Origin of the sequence: Mycobacterium gordonae (genome assembly GCF_001417955.2) — a bacterium.
Classification (GTDB): domain Bacteria; phylum Actinomycetota; class Actinomycetes; order Mycobacteriales; family Mycobacteriaceae; genus Mycobacterium; species Mycobacterium gordonae_B.
Map to the genome: position 1 here is coordinate 26,034 of NZ_LKTM01000318.1, position 21,834 is coordinate 47,867.

The window sequence follows — 21,834 nt, forward strand, 5'->3', positions numbered from 1 at the left end:
GGAACTCCGGCGTGCACCGCGGACGTTGGCGTCACATGGTTGGACGGCTGTTTCTCATCTATGCCGTCGTCGAGCTCATGGTGACTGTCGGGCTGGCGGCGGCGATCGGCGTCGGCTGGACCGTTGTGGTGCTGCTGGGCACCCTGGTTCTGGGACTGGGCCTGGGGGCTCCGATGGGCGGGCTGCAGCTCACCCGGCAGTTCATGCAGCTGCGGTCCGGTGCGCAGGAACCGCGTACCGCGCTCAGCGACGGTGCGCTGACCGCGCTGGCGACCGGGCTGGTCGTCGTCCCCGGATTGGCCACCACGCTGCTGGGGCTGTTGCTGCTGGTGCCGCCGATCCGGGCGGCCGCACGTCCGGCCCTCACCGCCGTCGCCCTGCGCGGATTCCTCCGGCGCGTCCCGCTGGTGGGCGCCACCCCGGCCGACGCGCCGCGTCGGGACTACATCGACGGTGAGGTGATCGACGTCATCGACGGCGAGCCACCGACCCTGACCCGCGCTCCGCGCGCGGACCGGCCGCCCTGGTAGCTATTCAGGCTTTCCGCCCGCCATCTAGGGTTTTGCCGTGACGTCTACCACGCTGCTCGTGAACGGCCGGGTGCACAGCCCGAGTCATCCCGACGCCACCGCGATGGCCGTGCGGGGTGATGTCATCGCGTGGCTGGGCAGCGACGAGGTGGGTCGTCGACAATTCCCCGACGCCGACATCCAGGACCTCGCCGGAGCGTTCGTGGCCCCAGGCTTCGTGGACAGCCACATCCATGTGAGCGCAACAGGTTTGGCCATCAGCGGGCTGGATCTGCGGGCGGCCGGTTCCCGGGCGCAATTTCTGCAGATGGTCGCCGACCATGCGGCGGCTCACCCGGGTCGGCCGGTGTGGGGCCATGGCTGGGACGAGTCGGCGTGGCCGGAGAACACCGCGCCCAGCACCGAGGACCTCGACCGGGTGCTCGGCGACCGTCCCGCCTACCTGGCCCGCGTCGACGTGCACTCCGCGCTGGCCTCTACCGCGCTGAGGCGGCTCGTGCCCGACCTGACGGCGGTGGCCGGTTTCGCCGCTGAGCAGCCACTGACCGGCGATGCGCATCACCAGGTGCGGGCGGTCGCCCGCGGCCTGCTGACCGACGATCAACTAGCCGAGGCCCGCGTGGCCGCACTGGAAGCGCTGGCCGCATCGGGCGTCGTCGCAGTCCACGAATGCGCCGGGCCGCAGATCGGCGGGCTCGACGACTGGCACGCCCTGCGTCGACTCAGCCAGGGCGTCGAGGTCGTCGGGTACTGGGGTGAGCCGGTGACCACCGCCGCCGAGGCCCGCGACCTGATCGCCGAGACCGGCGCCCGGGGGTTGGCGGGCGATCTGTTCATCGACGGTGCGCTGGGGTCGCGCACCGCGTGGCTGCACGAACCCTATGCCGACGAGCCCGGTTGCACCGGCACCCGTCATCTCGACCCGCAGGCGATCGAGGCTCACGTCCGCGCGTGCACCGAGGCGGGTGTGACTGCCGGATTCCACGTCATCGGCGATGCGGCGGTCACCGCGGTGGTCGACGCCTTCACGCGGGTCGTGGACGACCTCGGGGTGGCGGCCGTCGCTCGGTGCGGACACCGGTTGGAGCACCTGGAAATGGTCACCGCAGAACAGGCCGCCAAGTTGGGAGCCTGGGGCGTCATCGCCAGTGTCCAGCCCAATTTCGACGCGCTGTGGGGCGGCCGGGAAGGCATGTATGCGCAGCGACTCGGCCCCGAGCGAGGTAGCCGGCTTAACCCGCTGGCGCTGTTAGCATCCCAAGGCGTGCCCCTCGCCTTCGGCTCTGACGCGCCCGTCACCGGTTTCCAGCCGTGGGCCGGTGTGCGCGCCGCGATCCACCACCGCACTCCCGGCAGCGCGGTGTCGGCACGGGCGGCATTCGCCGCGGCAACCCGCGGCGGCTGGCGGGCCAGTGGCGTCCGCGACGGAGTGTCCGGCACCCTGGTCCCCGGCGCGCCCGCCTCCTACGCGGTGTGGGACGCCGGCGTCCTCGACGTCAGCGCGCCGCGCGACGCCGTCCAACGCTGGTCCACCGACCCGCGTTCCCGGGTCCCCGCACTACCCCGGCTGGACGACAACGACACCCTGCCGCAGTGCCGTCAAACCGTGCACCGGGGTTCGGTCATCTATGGCTGACGGCACGCCGGACCCGGAGCAAACAACGAGTGATTCGCTGGATGCCGGACCGGAGCAGTTGCCAGCGGCTCGGCCCAGCGTCCCGGCCCGGCTCGGCGGGCTGGCCCGCCGCGGGATGGCGCGGACCCCGGCCGCCTGGGTCCGGCTGCGCCCGAGGCTGACACGACTGACCGCCACGCTCGCCGGCGGGCTGCTCATGTATGCGAGTTTCCCGCCGCTGAGTTGGTGGTGGGCCGCCGCTGTCGCCATCGCCCTGCTGAGCTGGGTGCTCAAGCATCCCGCCACCACGCCGGCGGGTGGGCTGGGCTACGGCTTCCTGTTCGGTGTCGCGTTCTACCTGCCGCTGTTGCCGTGGATCAGCACGCTGGTGGGCGACATGCCGTGGCTGGTACTGGCGGCGGTGTGCGCAACCTACCCAGCTCTATTCGGCCTGTGTGCCGTGGTGGTGCGGCGGCTGCCCGGATGGCCGATCTGGTTCGCGGTGCTCTGGGGCGCCCAGGAGTGGCTCAAATGCACGTTTCCGTTCGGCGGATTCCCGTGGGGAGCGGTTGCCTTCAGTCAGGCCGAAGGCCCGCTACTGCCACTGGCTCAGCTCGGCGGCGTCCCGCTGTTGTCGGTTGCGGTGGTTCTGATCGGTGCGAGCCTCACGGCGATCGCAATCGAGATCGGGAAGTGGTTTGGAGCCGGCAGCGGTACCGCCACGCCACGAGACCAATCCCAACCGCCGGCCGTCATGTTGCCCGGCGTCACGATCTGCCTGGTGTTATTGGGCGCCATCCTGGTCTGGCCGCAGGTACGGCACGCGGGCGTCGGGTCCGGCGGTGAACCGACAGTCACCGTCGCCGTCGTGCAGGGCAACGTGCCCCGACTCGGCCTCGAATTCAACGCGCAGCGCCGCGCAGTGCTGGACAACCACGTCAGCCAAACGCTGCGGCTGGCCGAAGACGTGCGGGCCGGCCTGGCGCCGCAACCCCGGTTCGTCATCTGGCCGGAGAACTCCTCGGACATCGATCCGTTCGTCAACCCCGACGCCGGCCAGGAGATCTCCAAAGCCGCCGACGCCATCGGGGCGCCGATCCTGATCGGCACGCTGCTCGTGAAGCCAGGCAGCACGAACGACAACCCCGAGTACACCAACACGATGATCGTCTGGAACCCCGGCACCGGGCCCGCTGACCGGCACGACAAGGCGATCGTGCAGCCGTTCGGCGAGTACCTGCCGATGCGGTGGCTGTTCCGGCATCTCTCCGGTTACGCCGACCGCGCCGGCTACTTCGTCCCGGTGCCCGGTACCGGGACCGTGCACATCTCGGGCATTCCGGTCGGGGTCGCCACCTGCTGGGAAGTGGTCTTCGACCGCGCGGCGCGCAACTCCGTCCTCAACGGCGCGCAGTTGCTGACCGTGCCCAGCAACAACGCCACCTTCACCAAGGCGATGAGTGAGCAGCAGCTGGCGTTCGCCAAGGTCCGCGCCGTCGAGCATGACCGGTACGTCCTGGTGGCCGGCACCACCGGAATCAGCGCCGTGATAGCCCCGGACGGAGCCGAACTCAAGCGCACCGACTTCTTCACGCCCGACTACATCGATATCCAGGTGCGCCTCAAGACCAGGCTCACACCCGCCACCCGGTGGGCTCCGATACTGCAATGGGTGCTGGTCGGGGCAGCTGGCGCGGTAATAGTCTTCGCGATACGGCACAATAGTTCTTCCTCCGGCTGGTTCCCACGTCCGAGGCGCCCTCGGTTGCGAAGGCGGTCGGGGCCGGCGGGCGAACCTGACAATTCCGATACGCCGTCAGCTGAAACGGACAACGAGGAAGTTGCGAACGAATCAGCGACGGCACACGTTGAGACTGCGAACGAAGGCCAGTCCGACGAGGGCGACCGAACGTCTATCGGGCGAAATGAAGGAGCTACATGACCACCGGCCAGTCTGGGCCCGAGGTTGCGGGCAACAGTCCCAGCCAGCGCGTCCTGGTGATCATCCCCACCTACAACGAGCTTGAGAACCTCCCACTGATCCATCGGCGCGTCACCGACGCCTGCCCCGACGTGCACGTCCTCATCGTCGACGACAACAGTCCCGACGGCACCGGCCGGCTCGCGGACGAGCTGGCCGCGGCCGATCCCCATCGCATCCATGTGCTGCACCGCACCGTGAAGAACGGTCTGGGCGCGGCATATCTGGAAGGTTTCGCGTGGGGTCTGAGCCGCGGTTACCAGGTCCTGGTCGAAATGGACGCCGACGGCAGCCACGCGCCCGAGCAGCTCTACCGGCTGCTGGAGGCGGTCGAGGCCGGCGCCGATCTGGCAATCGGCTCACGCTACGTACACGGCGGTGCCGTACGGAACTGGCCGTGGCGCCGGTGGGCCCTGTCCTGGACGGCCAACACGTATTCGCGCCTCGCCCTGGGCGTCGGGGTCCACGACATCACCGCCGGTTACCGGGCCTATCGCCGCGAGGTGCTCGAGACGATCGACCTGGCCAGCGTCGACTCCAAGGGCTACTGCTTCCAGATCGAGATGACCTGGCGAACCGTGAACACCGGCTTCGTCGTCGTCGAGGTGCCGATCACCTTCACCGAGCGTGAGATCGGTGTGTCGAAGATGAGCGGCTCGAACATCCGCGAGGCGCTGGTCAAGGTTGCGCAGTGGGGCATCGAGGGCCGGCGCAACCGCACCCGGTCCAGCCGCGCCCACACGTGATTTGACGGCAGCGACCCGCTTCGCCCGGCTCGCTAGCCGCGGCGCTTGGACCGGATCAGTTCCAGGCGCTCCTTGAGCAGCTCTTCGAGCTCCTCGACCGAGCGGCGCTCCAGCAGCATGTCCCAGTGCGTCCGGGGCGGCTTGACCTTCTTCGGCTCGGGCAGGTCACCTTCGATCAAGGTGCCTTCCATGCCGTTGCGGCACAGCCACGTGCCGGGAATTTCCGCGTCATCGGCGAACGGGACCTCGAACTCCTCGCCGTTCTCGGTGCGGTACCGAGCAATTTGGCGCGGCGCGAGGTCGTGATTGCGGTCGGTCTCATAGCTCACGGCTCCGAGGCGACTACCTCGTAGGACACGATCAGCCATTGGTGCTGCTCCTTTGGGTCCGGCGAGCTGCTGCTGCTCCCGTAATTCTGGATCTGTCTAAGCAAACGTTAAGACCGTCTGCACAAGTTCCCGGTTTTCCACGTTGCTGCGCGGTGCGCGACGCGACTGTCCATGATACCGGGATCACGGCCGGTATCGGACTAAAGTCGTCAGGCGTGAGTCGTCGCCTTCGGCCCCAGCCCTGTCGCTGGTGTGGTCGTGATGTGACCGACGTCGGAATGGGCCGCCGCCGACAGTACTGCCGACAGTCGTGCCGGCAGCGGGCTTATGAGCAGCGGGCGATGATTTCCCGCGGTGAAACGGCTGCCCTGCCCGTCGACGCCGTGGTGTTGTCCGCCGACGAGGCCGCCGACCTTTCGGATCGCGTCTATCAGGTCAGATGTGCCGCGGAGGACGTCGTCACTGCCCTGGATGAAGGCGCGGCGGCGACTGAACTGCGCGAATTGTGTGATGAGTTGTTGCGCGCGGCCAGGGCCGCGGACGGCTGGCGTCGCGTGGGAGTCTGACGCGCTCGCGGAACGCCGGTGCCGCCCGGACCGGTAAAGTCGCGCCATGAACGGCGGGCCGCGTGTACAAGGGAGTGCAGAAGGCTCACGGTACGCGGGGTGCCCGGCCGGCCTTCGGCTCGCTGCTGGGAGTATCCGACGTTTTTGAAATCCTGCCGGAGTTGGCGATACTCACGAGCGAGATTCTTGGGTCGGAATGCTGCGCCAAGGCATCGCTTCGCGCAGCAGTTTCTGTGACTCGGCGAGAGCCGCATCCGGCGGGTCAGAGACGACCAAATTAGGCGAGGGGTTAGTAATGAGTGATCAGCTCCAGCATGCGACTGAAGCATTGCGGAAAGCGCTGGTCCAGGTTGAACGCCTGAAGAAGACCAACCGCGCGCTGCTGGAGCGGACCAGCGAGCCGATCGCCATTGTCGGAATGTCGTGCCGGTTCCCGGGCGGCGTCGACTCCCCGGACAGCCTGTGGCAGATGGTCGCCGAGGGCCGCGACGTCATCGCGGAGTTCCCCACCGACCGGGGATGGGATGTCGGCCAGCTGTTCGATCCCGACCCGGACGCGCAGCACAAGACCTACGCCAACACCGGTGGCTTCGTGGACGGTGTGGCCGACTTCGACGCCGCCTTCTTCGGCATCGCGCCCAGCGAAGCGCTGGCGATGGACCCCCAGCACCGGATGCTGCTGGAGCTGTCCTGGGAGGCCCTGGAACGGGCCGGGATTGATCCCGGCGGGCTGCGGGGCAGCGCCACGGGTGTGTTTGCCGGAATCATCGCCCAGGGCTACGGAATGTTTGCTGAGGAGATCGAGGGCTACCGGCTCACCGGTATGACGTCCAGTGTCGCCTCCGGCCGGGTGTCCTATGTGCTGGGCCTGGAAGGGCCTGCGGTGTCGGTGGACACCGCGTGCTCCTCGTCACTGGTCGCGTTGCACATGGCGGTGCAGTCGCTGCGGTCGGGGGAGTGCGACCTGGCGCTGGCCGGCGGCGCGACCGTCAACGCCACCCCGACGGTCTTCGTCGAGTTCAGCCGGCACCGGGGCCTGGCTCCGGATGGCCGGTGCAAGGCCTACGCGGGCGCCGCCGACGGAGTGGGATGGTCTGAGGGCGGCGCGGTCGTTGTGGTGGAACGGCTTTCGGACGCCCAGCGGTTGGGACACCCGGTGCTGGCAGTGGTGCGGGGAACCGCGGTGAACCAGGACGGCGCATCCAACGGGTTGACCGCGCCCAACGGTCCCTCCCAGCAACGGGTGGTGCGCGCCGCTCTGGCCAACGCCGGGCTGTCGGCGACCGACGTCGATGTGGTCGAGGGCCACGGCACCGGCACCACGCTCGGCGACCCGATCGAGGCGCAGGCGTTGTTGGCCACCTACGGGCAGGGACGCGCGGAGTCCGGACGGCAGCCGCTGTGGCTGGGGTCGATCAAGTCCAACATGGGTCACACCCAGGCCGCCGCCGGCGTCGCCGGCGTGATCAAGATGGTCCAGGCCATGCGCCACGAGGTGTTGCCGGCGACGCTGCACGTGGATGTGCCGTCCCCGCACGTGGATTGGTCGGCGGGGGCAGTGGAATTGTTGGCCCAGCCGCAGCCCTGGATCACCGAGTCGGCCCGTGCCCGCCGTGCGGCGGTGTCCTCGTTCGGGATCAGCGGCACCAACGCGCACGTGATCATCGAGTCGGCGCCGGCCGCGCAACTGCGCGAAGCCGGCCCGCAGCGCCCGGCGGTGCCGTGGACGATCTCGGCCAAGTCGGCCCCGGCTTTGACGGCGCAGGCTGCCCGGTTGGCCGAATACATCGGTGGGCGTGACGATCTGGACATCGCCGATGTCGCCTGGTCGCTGGCCGGCCGCACCGCGTTTGAACACCGGGCGGTCATCGTCGGGGGAGACCGCGACAGACTGCTGGCCGGATTGGCCGCCCTGGCCGACGATGAACCGGGCGACTTCGTCAGCGGCGTGGCCCACCCGACCGGCAAGACTGTCTTCGTCTTCCCCGGCCAGGGCTCTCAGTGGCCCGGCATGGCGGTCGAATTGCTGGACACCGCACCGGTATTCGCGCGGCAGATCGACGCATGCGCGGAGGCCTTCGCTGAGTTCGTCGACTGGTCGCTGCTCGACGTGCTGCGCGGCGCCCCCGGTGCTCCGGGCCTGGATCGCGTGGACGTGGTGCAACCGGTGCTGTTCGCGGTGATGGTGTCGCTGGCCGAGCTGTGGCGGTCGATCGGGGTGCGCCCGGATGCGGTCATCGGTCACTCCCAGGGTGAGATCGCCGCGGCCTATGTCGCCGGTGCGCTGACGCTGCACGATGCCGCGAAGGTGGTGACGCTGCGCAGCAAGCTGCTGACCGGGCTGGCCGGGCCGGGCGGAATGCTGTCGATCGCCTGTGGCGCCGAGCAAGCGCGAGAGTTGTTGGCGCCCTTCGGTGGCCGGCTCGACATCGCCGCCGTCAACGGCCCGTCTGCGGTCGTGGTGTCCGGCGAAGGGGCCGCGCTCGACGAACTCAGTGCGGTCTGCGTCGAGCGGGAGCTACGTGTTCGCCGTATCGACGTCGACTACGCGTCGCACTCGGCGGAGGTCGAGGCTATCCGCAGCGAGCTCACCGAGGTGCTGGCCGGACTGGAGCCATCCTCGTCGCGCATCGCCTTTTTCTCCAGCGTGACCGGAAATCGTTTGGACACTGCGGGTTTGGATGCCGAGTACTGGTACCGCAACATCCGCCAGACCGTGCAACTCGACCAGGCGGTGCGCAGTGCCTGTGAACACGGCTACCGGGTGTTCATCGAATCGAGTCCGCATCCGGCCCTGATCGCCGGTATCGAGGGCACCGTCAGCGCGTGCGACACCGAACCCGTCGTGGTCCCCACCCTGGGTCGCGAAGACGGCGGACTGCAACGGTTCCTGTCCTCGGCGGCGGCTGCCTTCGTCGCAGGCGTGGCCGTGAACTGGCGTGGAGTGCTGGACGGTGCCGGGTTTGTCGAGTTGCCGACCTACGCGTTCGACAAGCGCCGGTTCTGGCTGTCCAGCGAGGGCACTGGGGCTGACGCCTCCGGTCTGGGGCTGACCGCCAGCGAACACCCGTTGCTGCGCGCAGTAGTGGAGTTGCCCGACTCGGGCGGTGTCGTCCTCACCGGCCGGCTTTCTGCGAGTGCGCAGGGATGGTTGGCCGACCACGCGGTCTCCGGCATGGCCGTGTTCCCCGGCACGGGCTTCGTCGAACTGGCGATCCGCGCCGGGGACGAGGTCGGCTGTTCGGCGGTCGACGAGCTTACGTTGCGGTCACCGCTGGTGATCCCGGCTTCGGGATCGGTTGCGGTACAGGTGATTGTCGGGGCGGCCGCCGACGAGACCGGGCAGCGGGGCGTGTCGATCTACTCGCACGCCGACGTCGACGGCGGTTCGGTGTGGGTGTGTCACGCCGAGGGCACATTGCGTCCGGGCTCCGTCGAGCCCGGCGCGGATCTGTCGGTCTGGCCGCCGAAGGGCGCTGTCGCCATCGATTTGGCCGGCGGTTACGAGCGGCTGGCCGAGCACGGCTACGGGTACGGTCCGGCGTTCCGCGGGTTGACGGCGTTGTGGTCCCGGGGTCAGGAGTTGTTCGCCGAGGTGACGCTGCCGGAGGCGGCAGGCGGTTCGGCCGCCTACGGGGTGCATCCGGCGCTGCTCGATGCCGCCCTGCACGCCGCGGTACTGGCCAATCCGGCAGCCGAACTCATGCTGCCGTTCGCCTGGCAGGGCGTGACGCTGCACGCCGCGGGCGCTTCCGGGGTACGGGTGCGGATCGCCCCCGCCGGCGAGTCCGCGGTTTCTGTCGAGCTGGCCGACGGCCTGGGTCTGCCGGTGCTGTCGGTCGCTGCCATGGTGGCCCGCCCGGTGAACGAAAAGCGCTTGCGCGCGGCACTTTCCGGATCCGGACCGGACCGGCTGTTCGAACTGGTCTGGACGCCGGCAACCGCCACCGGCGGTGCCGCTATGCCGCCGTATGAGATCTTCGAATCCGTCGTCGGTGACGAGGATCCGGTCACCGCAACTTACGAACGTACGCACCGCGCGCTGGCCGCGCTGCAGTCGTGGCTGACCGAGCACGAGACGGGTGTGCTGGTGGTGGCGACCAGGGGCGCGATGGCGCTGCCGGGCGAGGACGTCACCGATCTGGCGGGCGCCGCGGTCTGGGGCCTGGTGCGCTCGGCGCAAACCGAAAACCCCGGTCGTCTGTTGTTGATCGATTCCGATGCGCCACTGGATGATTCGGCGCTGACAGCGGCACTGGCCGTGGGCGAGCCGCAGCTGCTGGTGCGCGCGGGCCAGATCTACACCCCGCGGGTTCGTGGCAGCCGCGCGGTTGATCACATCCTTGAACCGCCCGGCGACGGGCCGTGGCGGCTGGGCCTGAGCAGTGCGGGCACATTCGAGAACCTGCGGCTGGAGCCGGTGCCAAACGCCGACGCGCCGCTGGAGCCCGGTTACGTCCGCGTCGCCCTGCACGCCATCGCGGCCAACTTCCGCGACATCATGATCACGCTGGGCATGTTCACCCACGAAGCGTTGCTGGGTGGCGAGGGCGCCGGCGTGGTGGTCGAGGTCGGACCCGGCGTCACCGAGTTCGCGGTCGGCGATTCGGTGTGCGGCTTCTTCCCCGACACCAGCGGCACCCTGGTCCCCGGCGATGTCCGGTTGCTGCTGCCGATGCCGTCGGATTGGTCATACGCCGAAGCGGCGGCCATTTCAGCGGTTTTCACCACCGCCTGGTTCGCGTTCATGGACCTGGCACCCGTCAAGCCGGGGCAGCGGGTGTTGATCCACGCCGCCGCCGGTGGTGTGGGGATGGCGGCCACCCAGCTGGCCCGGCATCTCGGGTTGGAGGTGTTCGGCACTGCCAGCAAGGGCAAGTGGGACACGCTGCGCGCCATGGGTTTTGACGACGACCACATCTCCGACTCGCGCAGCCTCGACTTCGAGGAAAAATTCCGGACCGTTACCGGCGGGGCGGGCATGGATGTCGTCCTGGACTCGCTGGCGGGCGAATTCGTCGACGCCTCCCTTCGTCTCGTTGCCCCCGGTGGGGTGTTCCTGGAGATGGGCAAGACCGACATCCGCGACCCCGGGGTGATCGCCCAGCAATACCCGGGTGTGCGCTACCGCGCCTTCGACCTGTTCGAGCCGGGGCGTCCGCGCATGCACCAGTACATGCTCGATCTCGCCGAACTCTTCGACGCCGGGGTGTTGCGGCCGTTGCCGGTGACGACGTTCGACATCCGGCGCGCGCCGGCGGCGCTGCGCTACCTCAGCCAGGCCCGCCACATCGGCAAGGTCGTCATGACCCTGCCGGGCCTGTGGGCCCGCGGCACGGTGTTGATCACCGGCGGCACCGGCATGGCCGGTTCGGCGCTGGCGCGCCATGTCGTCACCCAGCACGGCGTTCGGCATCTGGTGCTGCTCAGCCGGCGCGGCCCTGACGCACCCGGTGCCGCCGAGCTGGTGGCTGAACTCGAGGCCGCGGGTGCGCAGGTTCAGGTGGCGGCATGTGACGCTGCCGACCGCCCGGCGCTGGCCAAGGTGATCGCCGACATCCCGGTGCAGCGGCCGCTTTCCGCGGTGATTCATGCCGCCGGCGTGCTGGACGACACGGTGGTCACCTCGCTGACACCGGACCGGATCGATTCGGTGCTGCGGGCCAAGGTGGACGCCGCGTGGAACCTGCACGAGCTCACCCGGGACCTGAATGTCGCTGCCTTCGTGATGTTTTCGTCGATGGCCGGCCTGGTCGGCTCGTTGGGGCAGGCCAACTATTCGGCAGCCAACTCCTTCCTCGACGGGCTGGCCGCACACCGCCGGGCACACGGGTTGCCCGCAATCTCGCTGGGTTGGGGACTGTGGGACCAGGCCAGCGCCATGACCGGCGGACTGGACGAAGCGGACCTGGCCCGGTTGGGGCGCGAAGGCGTCCTGGCCCTGTCCTCGCACGAGGCACTGGAACTGTTCGACACCGCGCTGATCGTCGACGAGCCGTTCCTGGCGCCCGCCCGGATCGACCTCGCCGCGCTGCGTGCCCACGCCGTAGCGGTGCCGCCGATGTTCCGGGACCTGGTCAACGCACCGACACGGCGACAGGTCGACGAGTCGCTGGCGGCGGCGAAGTCGAAATCGGCCCTCGCGCACCGGTTGCACGGGCTGGCGGAGGCCGAGCAGCACGCCCTGCTGCTGGACCTGGTGCGCTCCCACATCGCCACGGTGCTGGGCAACGTCGCGCCCGAAGCGATCGATCCCGACAAAGCGTTCCAGGACTTGGGCTTTGACTCGCTGACCGCCGTCGAGATGCGTAACCGGCTGAAATCCGCCACCGGACTCTCGCTTTCACCCACGTTGATCTTCGACTACCCGACCCCGAGCGGCCTGGCCACCTACATCCGGACCGAACTCGCCGGATTGCCGCAGGAGGCCACCGACGTCCCGGCCGTGCGGGTCACCGGTGCGGACCAGATCGCGATCGTGGGCATGTCCTGCCGCTACCCCGGTGGCGTGCACTCGCCCGAAGACCTGTGGGACATGGTGATTCAGGGGCGCGACGTGCTGTCGGATTTCCCGGCCGACCGGGGCTGGGACCTGGCCGGGCTGTACAACGCCGATCCCGACGTCGCCGGCACCTGCTACACCCGCACCGGCGGTTTCGTGGACGGCGTCGCCGACTTCGATCCCGCCTTCTTCGGAATCGCACCCAGCGAAGCGCTGGCGATGGACCCGCAGCAACGCCTGTACCTCGAATTGTCCTGGGAGGCACTGGAACGGGCCGGCATCGAGCCGGGCTCGCTGCGGGGCAGCGCCACGGGAGTGTTCGCCGGGGTGTACACCCAGGGCTACGGCATCGGCGCCGCACAGGCGGCGGAAGGCTTCCGGTTGACCGGGCAGTCGTCCAGTGTCGCCTCGGGTCGCGTCGCCTATGTGCTCGGGCTGGAAGGGCCCGCGGTGTCAGTGGACACCGCGTGCTCGTCCTCGCTGGTGGCGTTGCACATGGCGGTGCAGTCGCTGCGGTCGGGGGAGTGCGACCTGGCGCTGGCCGGCGGTGTCACGATCAACGCGACGCCCGACATCTTCATCGAATTCAGCCGCATGCGGGGCCTGTCGGCCGACGGACGGTGCAAGGCATTCGCCGGCGCCGCCGATGGCACCGGATTCTCCGAGGGCGGCGGAATGCTGGTGGTGGAACGGCTTTCCGATGCACAACGGCTGGGGCACCCGGTACTGGCTCTGGTGCGCGGGTCGGCCATCAACCAGGACGGCGCGTCCAACGGATTGACCGCTCCCAACGGTCCCTCCCAGCAACGGGTGGTGCGCGCCGCGCTGGCCAGCGCGGGCCTGACGGCCACCGAGGTCGACGTGGTCGAGGGCCACGGCACCGGCACCATGCTCGGCGACCCGATCGAGGCACAGGCGTTGCTGGCCACCTACGGGCAGGGCCGCACCGCACCGCTGTGGCTGGGGTCGATCAAGTCGAACATGGGCCACACGCAGGCCGCCGCCGGTGTGGCCGGAGTGATCAAGATGGTGCAGGCGATGCGTCACCAGGTGTTGCCGGCCACGTTGCACGTCGACGCGCCGAGCCCGCACGTGGACTGGTCGACGGGATCGGTTGCGCTGCTGACCGAGCCGCAGCCGTGGCCTGCCGAGGCGGCACGTGCCCGGCGAGCCGGAGTCTCGTCGTTCGGGATCAGCGGCACCAACGCGCACGTGATCATCGAATCCGGACCCGCGGCGCCCGCAGTCGAAACTGCGGGGCCGAAACCCGCGATGCTGCCCTGGGTCATCTCCGCCAAGTCCGCCCCGGCGTTGCGCGCCCAGGCGGGCCGGCTGGCCGAATACCTGGGGCGGCACGACGAACTCGACGCCGCCGACGTCGGCTGGTCCCTGGCCGGCCGATCATCCTTCGAGCACCGCGCCGTCGTCATCGGCGACGACCGGGGCCGGCTGCTGGCAGGGCTGTCCGAGCTGGCCGACGACGACGATCTCCGCACGGTCGTCCGCGGTGTGGCACAACCGGGCGGTAAGACCGTCTTCGTGTTCCCCGGCCAGGGTTCCCAGCTGCTGGGCATGGGCATGGGCCTGCACGCGACCTACCCGGTGTTCGCCGAGGCGTTCAACACCGTCGTCGGCGAACTGGACCGCCACTTGCTTCGGCCGCTGCGCGAGGTGATGTGGGGCCACGACGAAAGCGTGCTCAACACAACCGAGTTCGCTCAGCCGGCGCTGTTCGCGGTGGAAGTCGCGTTGTTCCGGCTGCTGGAATCCTGGGGAGTGCGGCCCGACTTCGTGATGGGGCACTCCGTCGGCGAACTGTCGGCCGCGCACGTTGCCGGCGTGCTGTCGCTGGAGAACGCCGCCGTCCTGGTCGCCGCCCGGGGCCGGTTCATGCAGCGGCTGGAGGCCGGCGGCGCGATGGTCGCCGTGCAGGCCACCGAGGATGAGGTGCGGCCGCTGCTGACGGCCGAGGTCAGCATCGCCGCGGTCAACGGCCCGGCGTCGCTGGTCATTTCGGGTGAGCAGCAGGCCGTGCTCGAAGTCTCCGAGCGCCTGCGGGCCGAGGGCCGCCGGGTGCACCAGCTCGCCGTTTCCCACGCCTTCCATTCCCCGCTGATGGATCCCATGGTCGACGAATTCGGCTCGGTTGCGGCCGGACTGCCGATCGGACAACCCACGATTCCGGTCATCTCGAACCTGACCGGGCAACTGGCCGGCGACGACTTCGCCTCAGCCGCCTACTGGAAGCGTCACGTCCGGGAAGCGGTGCGTTTCGCCGACAGCATCCGCTACGCGCAGTCAGCCGGCGCGACAAGGTTTTTCGAGGTCGGTCCGAACGGCGGCCTGACCGCGTCGATCGAGGAGTCGCTGCCCGACGTCGCGATCACCACCGCCTCCGCGCTGCGCAAGGACCGGCCCGAACCGGCCACGCTGACCACCGCGGTGGCTCAGGTTTACGTCGCGGGTGCGGCGGTGGACTGGCGTGCCGTCCTGGGACAGGCGAACTTCGTCGAATTGCCGACGTATGCCTTTGAACGACGCCGATTCTGGTTGTCCAGCGGCAACGCCGCCGTCGATGCCGAGGGCCTGGGCCTGGCTCCCGGTGAGCACGCCCTGTTGGGGGCGGTTGTCGACCTGCCGTCCTCGGGCGGGGTGGTGTTGACCGGCCGGCTGTCGGCGGCGACGCACGGCTGGCTGCGGGACCACGCGGTGGGTGGCGTCGCCATCTTCCCGGGCGCGGGATTCGTGGAGCTGGCCATCCGTGCCGGGGACGAAGTCGGCTGCACGACCGTCGACGAACTCACCCTGGCTGCCCCGCTCATCTTGCCCGAATCCGGTTCGGTCGCCGTGCAAGTCGTCGTCGATGCCGCCGACGAATCCGGCTCGCGTGGCGTATCGGTGTTTTCGCGGGCCGAGAGCGGCTGGCTGCTGCACGCCGAAGGTTCGGTGAGTACCGCTGCCGCACAACCGGTCACGGATCTGTCGACCTGGCCGCCGGCGGGCGCCAGCCCGGTCGACGTCACCGGAACTTACGAGCGGCTGGCCGAGCGCGGGTACGGCTACGGCCCGGCCTTCCAGGGACTGACCGCCATGTGGCGTCGCGGCGACGACCTCTATGCGGAGGTGAATCTGCCAGATACGGCGGGGTTGTCGCCCACGGGCTTCGGCGTGCACCCAGTCGTACTGGACGCGGCACTGCACGCGATCATCGCGGGCGCCAACGACAGCCTGGAGCGCGCCGACGGCGTGTTGGTGCCCTTCGCCTGGCAGGGCGTGTGCCTGCATGCGGCGGGCGCGTCGGCGGTGCGGGCCCGCATCACGCCGACCGGACCGTCGTCGGTGTCGGTGGAGTTGACCGACGCGCTGGGGTTGCCCGTCCTGTCGGTGGCCTCGATGGTTGCCCGTCCGGTGACCGAGCAACAGCTCAAGGCCGCGCTGTCGGGCTCGGCCGGTGACCGACTGTTCGAGGTGAACTGGTCGCCCGCACCTGCCCTGGCCACCGGTGGAACCCCGCCCTACCAGGTCTTCGCGTCCGAACCCGTCGCGGGCGACACCCTGGCCGGGGTGTACACCGCCACCCATCGCGCGCTGGAGGCCGTGCAGGCCTGGCTGGCTGAGCACGACTCGGGAGTTCTGGTGGTGTCGACGCGCGGTGCAGTGGCCCTACCCGGTGAGCGCATCACCGACCTGGCCGGAGCCGCGGTCTGGGGTCTGGTGCGTTCCGCGCAAACCGAGCATCCCGGCCGAATCGTGTTGGTGGACACCGATGTGCCCATCACCGAAGAGGAGGCGGCAGCGGTCCTGTCGGTCGGTGAGCCACAGGTTTTGTTGCGCAACGGCACTCCGCACATCGCGCGCGTACACGGCAGCCGCGCGGTGCGCGGGCTGCTGGCGCCCCCGGGCGACGTTCCGTGGCGACTGGGCATGAGCAGCCCGGGTACGTTCGAGAACCTGCGGATGGAGCCCATTCCCGACGCGGACGCCCCGCTGGGCCCGCGGCAGGTGCGAATCGCGACCAGTGCCATGGCCGCCAACTTCCGCGACGTCATGATCGCGCTCGGCCTCTATCCCGACGAAGCCGCGGCCATGGGTGTCGAAGCGTCGGGAACGGTGATCGAAACCGCCTCGGATGCCGTTCTTTTCCAGGTAGGGGAGCGGGTCACGGGATTGTTCCCGGAGGGCACCGGGGCCGTGGCGACCACCGACGAGCGGTTGCTGATCAAGGTTCCGGCCGGGTGGTCGGACACCGACGCCGCCACCGCGCCGGTCGTCTTCGCCACCGCCTACTACGCGTTGAAGGTGCTGGCGGATGTGCAGCCCGGACAGCGGCTGCTGGTGCACGCGGCTGCCGGGGGTGTGGGTATGGCGGCCGTCCAGCTGGCCCGGCACTGGGGTGTCGAGGTTTTCGCGACCGCGAGCAAGGGCAAGTGGGACACGCTGCGTGCCATGGGCTTTGACGATGCACACATCGGCGATTCGCGAAGCCTGGACTTCGAGGACTCTTTCCGCGCCGCCACCGGTGGGCGTGGTGTGGACGTGGTGCTGGACTCACTGGCCGGCGACTTCGTCGACGCCTCCCTGAGATTGGTGGCGCCGGGCGGGGTTTTCCTCGAGATGGGCAAGACCGACATCCGCGACGCGGCTGAGGTCGCCGAACAAGGGGTGCGCTACCGCGCTTTCGACCTGTTCGAAGCCGGGCCCGACCACATCCAGCGGATGCTCGCCGAACTGTCCGAACTCTTCGCCGCCGGCGTGCTGAAGCCGTTGCCGGCCACGGTGTTCGACGTGCGCCGGGCGGCCGCGGCGCTGCGCTACCTCGGCCAGGCGCGCCACGTCGGCAAGGTCGTGATGAGCATGACCTCCGGTGTGGGCGAGGGCACCGTGCTGATCACCGGCGGCACCGGGATGGCCGGATCGGCCTTGGCCCGGCATCTGGTGCACCGGCATCAGGTGCGCCGGCTGCTGCTGGTGAGTCGTCGCGGCCCGGATGCCCCGGGCGCGGCGGAGTTGGCCGCCGAACTCAAGGCCGCCGGCGCAGACGTTCGTGTGGTCGCCTGTGATGCGGCCGACCGGGCAGCGCTGGCCGAGGTGATTGCCGATGTCCCGGCGCAGCATCCGTTGTCGGCGGTGATCCACGCCGCCGGAACGCTCGACGATGCGGTGGTCACGTCGTTGACTCCCGAACGCGTCGATGCGGCGATGCGGGCCAAAGTGGATGCGGCGTGGAACCTGCACGAGTTGACCCGCGACCTCAAACTGTCGGCGTTCGTGATGTTCTCGTCGATCGCGGGACTGGCCGGGGCCTCCGGCCAGGCCAACTATGCTGCGGGTAACTCGTTCCTGGACGCGCTGGCCCTGCACCGCCAACAGCACGGGCTGCCTGCCGTCTCGCTCGGATGGGGACTCTGGGATCAGGCCAGCAGCATGACCGGAGCGCTGGGTGCGGCCGATCTCGCCCGGTTCGCCCGCGACGGGATCGTGGCGATGGGGTCCGAGGAAGCCCTCGAATTGTTCGACACCGCTCTGGTTGTCGACGAGCCGTTCCTGCTCCCGGCACACATCGACCTGGTGGCGCTGCGCGCCAAGTTCGACGCCGGAACGTTGCCACCGATGTTCGTCGACCTGATCAATGCGCCGGCGCGCCGTCAGGTGGACGACTCGCTGGCTGCCGCCAAGTCCAAATCGGCACTGCTGCAACGGCTGGAAGGCCTCGACGAGGAGGAACAGCACGCCGTTCTGCTGGATCTGGTGCGGTCGCACATCGCCACCGTGCTGGGCAACACCACACCCGAGGCCATCGACCCCGACCGGGCGTTCCAGGAACTGGGCTTCGACTCGCTCACCGCGGTCGAGATGCGCAACAGGCTCAAAGCCGCAACCGGGCTCGGGCTTTCGCCGACGCTGATCTTCGATTACCCGAACTCGGCGGCCCTGGCCGGCTACTTCCACCAGGAACTGCTCGGTGCGGCGCACCAGGATGCACAGCCCGCGGCGGCGCCCGGCGAAGAGGAGCTGCGGCGCGTCGTGGCGTCCATCCCGGTCAAGCGGCTGCGGCAGGCCGGCGTGCTGGAGCTGCTGCTGGCGCTGGCCAACGAGAGCGACGGCGACCGCAACGGCGCTGCCGGCGCGCCGCAGGACCAGTCGGCCGGCAAGGACCTCGCGGACATGGACCTCGACGACCTGGTCAACGCCGCCTTCATGGACGACGACGAGTGAGAATCACCGTCACCGGCGCGGGCGGCGTGCTCGGCCGCGGCCTGGTTGCCAGGCTGCTCAGCGAGGGTCACGAGGTGACCGGTATCGCCCGTCGGCGCCCCGAGAGCTGGCCGAGCGCCGCCCGTTTCGTCGCCGCGGACATCCGGGACGCCGACGCGGTCGGCCGTGCGATCACCGGTGCGAACGCCGTGGCGCACTGCGTTGCGGCACGGGGCGACGACCACATCCAGGGAGCCGCCAACGTGCTCGCGGCGATGGCCGAAAACAGCGGCGGGCGAATCGTTTTCACCTCCTGCGCGCAGGTTTACGGCGCTGCGCCGCGGCCGGCGACCGAGGACGACCCGTTGGACCCGACGACGTCCGGCGGGCTGCACGCGGCCCGGGTGGAGCGGATGCTGGCGGACTCCGGATTCGAATGGGTAGCTGTCCGCTTGCCGCTCGTGGTGGGCCGCGGCGTCGACAACCGATTGCGGACTCTGGCGGCTCTTCCGGTGCTGTTCACCGGGTCCGCCGATCACCGCATCCAGGTCGTGCACACCGACGACGCCCTGCGGCTTCTCAACCAGGCCATCCTGCAGGACGAAATCATCAGTGGCGCAGTCAATCTCGCCGCACCGGGGGCGCCCACCGTGCGGCAGGTCGCGGCGGCGCTGCGGCGACCGATGGTGCCGGTCGGGCCCAGGTGTGCGGTTCCGCTGATGGACACCGCGCGGCTGCGGGACGAGTGGCATTTCGAACCGGCCTGGACCGCGCAGGAATCCTTGGAGGACTTTTCACTCGCGGTGCGCGGGCGGCTCGGGCTGGGCAACCGGGTGCTCGCACTGCCCTGGCGGCTGGCCCCGATCCAGGATCTGCCGGCCGTCGACACTCCGGCCGATGACGGCGTCGAGCCGAAACTGGCTGGGCCGGAAGCCGAGAACGGCGAGTTCGACACTCCGATCGACCCGCGCTTCCCGACCTTCCTGGCCACCAACCTCTCCGAGGCGTTACCGGGCCCCTTTTCGCCGTCGTCGGCGTCGGTCACCGTGCGCGGCCTGCGCGCCGGCGGAGTGGGCATCGCCGAGCGGCTGCGACCCGGCGGTGTGGTGCAGAAGGAAATCGCGATGCGCACGGTCGCGGTGTTCGCCCACCGGCTCTACGGCGCCATCACGTCGGCACACTTCATGGCCGAGACGGTGCCGTTCGCCAAGCCCGCGACCATCGTCAGCAACAGCGGGTTCTTCGGTCCCAGCATGGCCTCGCTGCCGATCTTCGGTGACGAACGTCCGCCTTCGGAAACCAACCCCGTCCGCAGGCGGCTGCGCACCGTCCGCAACATCGGCGTCTTCGGGGTGAATCTGGTGGGCCTGAGCGCCGGTTCTCCGCTCGACACCGGCGATTACCGCGGCGATATCGAACGACTCGAGCAACTCGTGGGCGACGACGTCGCCCGCCTGGACGACCGCCGGCTGCTGAGCCTGATCCTGCTGGCGCGCGACCACGTGGTGCACGGGTGGCTGCTGGCGTCGGGATCATTCATGCTGTGCGCGGCCTTCAACGTCCTGCTGCGCGGGTTGTGCGGGCGCGAGACCGCGCCGTCGGCCGGACCGGAACTGGTGAGTGCCCGGTCGGTGGAAGCCATGCAGCGGCTGGCACTGGCGGCCCGCCGGGACCCGACCGTGCTCCGGGTGCTCGCCGAACCCGGCGAGCGCCTGGACAAGCTCGCCGTCGAGGCGCCGGAGTTTCATCGTGCGGTGCTCGACGAACTGGCACTGATGGGACACCGGGGTCCGGCCGAGGTGGAGATGCTGTCGACCAGCTACGCCGACGATCCCGAGCTGCTGATCCGCATGGTCACCAAGGCGCTGAGCGCCCCGCCGGCCCCGGAGCCTCGTCATGCTCCGATTCCGTTGCGCGCCAAACTTGTTGCGCTGCTGGCGGCGCGACAACTACGCGACCGGGAGGTGCGGCGCGACCGGATGGTGCGCGCCATCTGGGTGCTGCGCGGACTGCTGCGCGAGTATGGCCGCCGGTTGACCGAATCGGGGGTGTTCCAGGCTGCCGACGACGTGTTCTACCTGTTGGTCGACGAACTCGACGCGTTGCCCGCCAACGTTTCCGAGCTGATTGCCCGGCGCCGCGCCGAGCAGCGCCGGCTGGTGGCCGTCGTCCCGCCGACCGTGTTCAGCGGCCAGTGGGAGCCCACCACATCGGCGCCGGTGGTCCTGGGCGGCGGGGACACCCTGCGCGGGGTCGGCGTGTGCGGCGGGCGGGTGCGTGGCCGGGTGCGGATCGTGCGGCCCGAGACCATCGACGATCTGCTACCCGGCGAAATCCTGGTGGCCGAGGTCACCGACGTCGGATACACGGCCGCGTTCTGTTACGCCGCCGCGGTGGTCACCGAACTCGGCGGGCCGATGTCGCATGCCGCGGTGGTCGCCCGCGAGTTCGGCTTCCCGTGTGTGGTCGACGTCCAGGGCGCCACCCGGTCGCTGCCGCAAGGTGCGTTGGTCGAAGTGGACGGCGCCACCGGCGAAATACGGCTGCTGGAGCCCTGACCGCGATACCCTGTGCTTCACATCGGGCCGGGCCCGGGGGAGGTGCGCAATGTCGTCTGTGTGGGTCACGCCGGAGATAATCGATTCTGCCACAACAGAATTGATGACCATCGAAGCAGCGGTCAACGCCGCCAACGCAATTGCCGCGATCCCCACCGTACAGATACCCGCCGCCGGCGCCGATGAGGTGTCCGCGGCGATCGCCGCACTTTTCGGCCGATACGCATCCGGCTACCAGGCGTTGGGGGAGCAGGCGCAAGCCTTCCACGCCCGGTTCGTGCAGGCCCTCGCCGCGAGCACCGCATCCTATGCCGGTGCCGAAGCCGTCAACGCGGCTGCGCTGGGCCCCCTCAACGATCTGCTCAACCTGATCAACCTGCCCACCCAACTGTTGTTGGGCCGCCCGCTGATCGGAAACGGCGCCGATGGCGCCGCGGGAACCGGCGCAGACGGCGGGGCCGGTGGCTTGTTGTTCGGTAACGGCGGGTCCGGCGGATCCGGCGGTGGTGCCCACCCAGCGGGTGGAAGGGGCGGCGCCGCAGGGCTGTTGGGCAATGGCGGAGCCGGCGGTGCCGGTGCCGCGGGCGCGGTCGGCGGCACCGGGGGCAACGGCGGCTGGCTCTTCGGCAACGGCGGGGCCGGCGGTGCCGGCGGTGACGCGCCGACTGGTACCGGCGGCCTCGGCGGTGCAGGCGGTCAGGCCATCCTGCTGGGCGCGGGTGGGGGCGGTGGCGCCGGCGGGCTCGGTGCCACCGGCGGCGGTAACGGCGGCGCCGGCGGCTGGGGCGGGTTGCTGGCCGGCAACGGCGGCG

7 protein-coding genes and 2 pseudogenes are annotated in these 21,834 nt (G+C 69.7%); 8 read left to right on the forward strand and 1 reads right to left on the reverse strand.

What is annotated here, in order from left to right; genetic code table 11:
- The first annotated feature begins 35 nt into the window (after window positions 1–35).
- From AO501_RS21855 to AO501_RS40780, 4 genes and pseudogenes are all read left to right on the forward strand, one after another.
- Entirely contained in the window at window positions 36–530 is a 495-nt protein-coding gene (locus AO501_RS21855) for an FxsA family protein (RefSeq protein ID WP_055579707.1), read from the forward strand.
- 103 nt (window positions 531–633) lie between these two features.
- Window positions 634–2,166: an amidohydrolase gene (locus AO501_RS21860; protein ID WP_055579716.1), complete on the forward strand. Its 1,533-nt coding sequence runs from the start codon at window positions 634–636 to the stop codon at window positions 2,164–2,166.
- 115 nt (window positions 2,167–2,281) lie between these two features.
- A pseudogene (lnt, locus tag AO501_RS40775) lies at window positions 2,282–3,961 on the forward strand (apolipoprotein N-acyltransferase); the annotation flags it as partial.
- A gap of 113 nt (window positions 3,962–4,074) precedes the next feature.
- Window positions 4,075–4,872 (forward strand): annotated as a pseudogene (locus AO501_RS40780) (polyprenol monophosphomannose synthase); the annotation flags it as partial.
- A gap of 32 nt (window positions 4,873–4,904) precedes the next feature.
- Here the strand turns inward: AO501_RS40780 and rbpA are convergent.
- Window positions 4,905–5,240 carry an RNA polymerase-binding protein RbpA gene (gene rbpA / locus AO501_RS21875; RefSeq protein ID WP_055579709.1) on the reverse strand — a complete coding sequence of 112 codons (336 nt, stop codon included), beginning with the start codon at window positions 5,238–5,240 and terminating at the stop codon, window positions 4,905–4,907.
- 176 nt (window positions 5,241–5,416) lie between these two features.
- Between rbpA and AO501_RS36175 the strand changes: the two genes are divergently transcribed.
- The 4 genes from AO501_RS36175 to AO501_RS21895 all read left to right on the forward strand — a co-directional run.
- Complete coding sequence (locus AO501_RS36175; RefSeq protein WP_082658772.1) at window positions 5,417–5,767, forward strand: hypothetical protein; 351 nt, start codon at window positions 5,417–5,419, stop codon at window positions 5,765–5,767.
- Between the two features lie 295 nt (window positions 5,768–6,062).
- A complete protein-coding gene (locus tag AO501_RS21885; RefSeq protein ID WP_055579711.1) occupies window positions 6,063–18,485 on the forward strand; it encodes a type I polyketide synthase in 12,423 nt (4,140 codons plus the stop codon).
- The gene (locus AO501_RS21890) at window positions 18,482–21,022 is read left to right on the forward strand and encodes a sugar epimerase family protein (RefSeq protein WP_055579712.1); all 2,541 of its coding nucleotides are present in this window, start codon (window positions 18,482–18,484) and stop codon (window positions 21,020–21,022) included. Before AO501_RS21885 ends, AO501_RS21890 begins: the two co-directional genes overlap by 4 nt.
- Window positions 21,023–21,071: 49 nt before the next feature.
- Window positions 21,072–21,834: PE family protein (locus AO501_RS21895; RefSeq protein ID WP_156452726.1), on the forward strand; the 763-nt coding region annotated here is incomplete at its 3' end.

Bases quoted from the DNA above. Each gene is read 5' to 3' on its own strand.
- AO501_RS21855 (WP_055579707.1), top strand. From the start codon at position 36: ATGGTTGGACGGCTGTTTCTCATCTATGCCGTCGTCGAGCTCATGGTG.
- AO501_RS21860 (WP_055579716.1), top strand. From the start codon at position 634: ATGGCCGTGCGGGGTGATGTCATCGCGTGGCTGGGCAGCGACGAGGTG.
- rbpA (WP_055579709.1), bottom strand. From the start codon at position 5,240: ATGGCTGATCGTGTCCTACGAGGTAGTCGCCTCGGAGCCGTGAGCTAT.
- AO501_RS21885 (WP_055579711.1), top strand. From the start codon at position 6,063: ATGAGTGATCAGCTCCAGCATGCGACTGAAGCATTGCGGAAAGCGCTG.